The organism is Kitasatospora sp. NPDC093558 (assembly GCF_040683475.1).
Taxonomy (GTDB): Bacteria; Actinomycetota; Actinomycetes; order Streptomycetales; family Streptomycetaceae; genus Kitasatospora.
In genome coordinates, this window is sequence record NZ_JBFBDY010001268.1 from 1 (window position 1) to 1,229 (window position 1,229).

Below are 1,229 nucleotides of genomic sequence, written 5' to 3' on the forward strand. Positions count from 1 at the left end.
CGCGGGCGGCGAGTCGGCGAGCACGGGGGCGGTAGCGGGCGCGGGCGCGGTGGAGGAGGAGCCGACGGCGACGGAACGCACCACGACCGCACACCCGAAGTCGGGCCACACCCCGCACACGACACCACGCCCGAGCCCGGCCGGCGCCCCGACTCCCCCGCCCGGCCGGGCACAACCCCCGGCGACACCCCCCACCCTGGGCCCGGGCTCCATCTGCGACCAGGCCGAACGCATCGGCCGCTGGCCCGCCGACTCGGAACAGGCCCGCCTGTGCCGGAGCATCTACGGCTAGCGAGGGGTCAGGCGGCGGCCAGGCGGTCGCGGATGCTGTAAGGCCGTCCGGCCGTCAGGCCGGGCCCAGGAGGCCCCGGTCCAGCCTCGGGGCCAGGACTCGTGCCAGGGTGTCGGTGATGTGCCCGGTGTCGCGGTAGAGGACCACGCCCTCCAGGACCGCCGGGCAGTCGGGGCCGCCGCCCGGGCAGAGCAGCGGGCCGACGTCCACCACGCGGACGCCGTACCGCACGGCCAGGCCGCCGTCGACCATCGGGTCGGGCTCGAAGGCGGTGGCCCGAGGGAAGAAGCAGGTGTCGGAGCGGCCGTCGGAGGCGGCCAGGCAGGTGGGGATGTCCTTGCCGGGCATCGGGGTGTCGCCGAGGTAGGCGAGGGGGGCGCCGGTGGCGGCGAGGCGGTCGAGGGTGCGGGTCCAGCCGCGGGTGCGTTCGTCCTGGTTGCCGTAGCGGTTGAGGCCGGCCATGAGGATCAGGCGTGGCTTGGGGCCGGTGGCGAGCCGGGTGAGGGTGTTCTCGCGCCAGCGGTCGCACTCGTCGAAGGTCCGGCCGAGGACGTCGTTGCGCACGGTGAGGGTGGCCAGCGGGCAGCCGGGTTTGACGAGGACCTCCAGGGCCCAGTGCCGCTGTCCGGCGATGGCGAGGCCCGCCGAGATCCACTGGCCGGCGTGCGAGTCGCCGAGCAGGACGATGCGGTCGGGGCCGTCCTCGTCGCCGAACAGGCAGCGCGGGCTGGTGTCGGCGTTGAGCGGGATCTCGCAGCCCTTGCCGGGCGGGAAGTCGACGCGGGCGCGGGCGAGCGGGGGTGTGAGGCCGGTGACGTGGGTGCCGGGGGCGAGCAGGGCGGGCCGACCGTGTGGCCGGGTCTGGTGAGGCTGCTGCCGGCGTCCAGGGCGCGGGCGATGCCGAAGTCGATCAGCCGCGGCCCGTCCGGTGCGAGCA

At 76.1% G+C, this 1,229-nt stretch carries 1 protein-coding gene and 1 pseudogene; one reads left to right on the plus strand and one right to left on the minus strand.

Annotated features, from left to right (window positions below; genetic code table 11):
• Positions 1-292 (plus strand): annotated as a pseudogene (locus AB0O00_RS40255) (hypothetical protein); the annotation flags it as partial.
• A gap of 54 nt (positions 293-346) precedes the next feature.
• Here the strand turns inward: AB0O00_RS40255 and AB0O00_RS40260 are convergent.
• Positions 347-1,229, minus strand: an 883-nt coding sequence (locus AB0O00_RS40260; protein ID WP_363659621.1) for an SGNH hydrolase domain-containing protein, incomplete at its 5' end; no start/stop codon positions are given.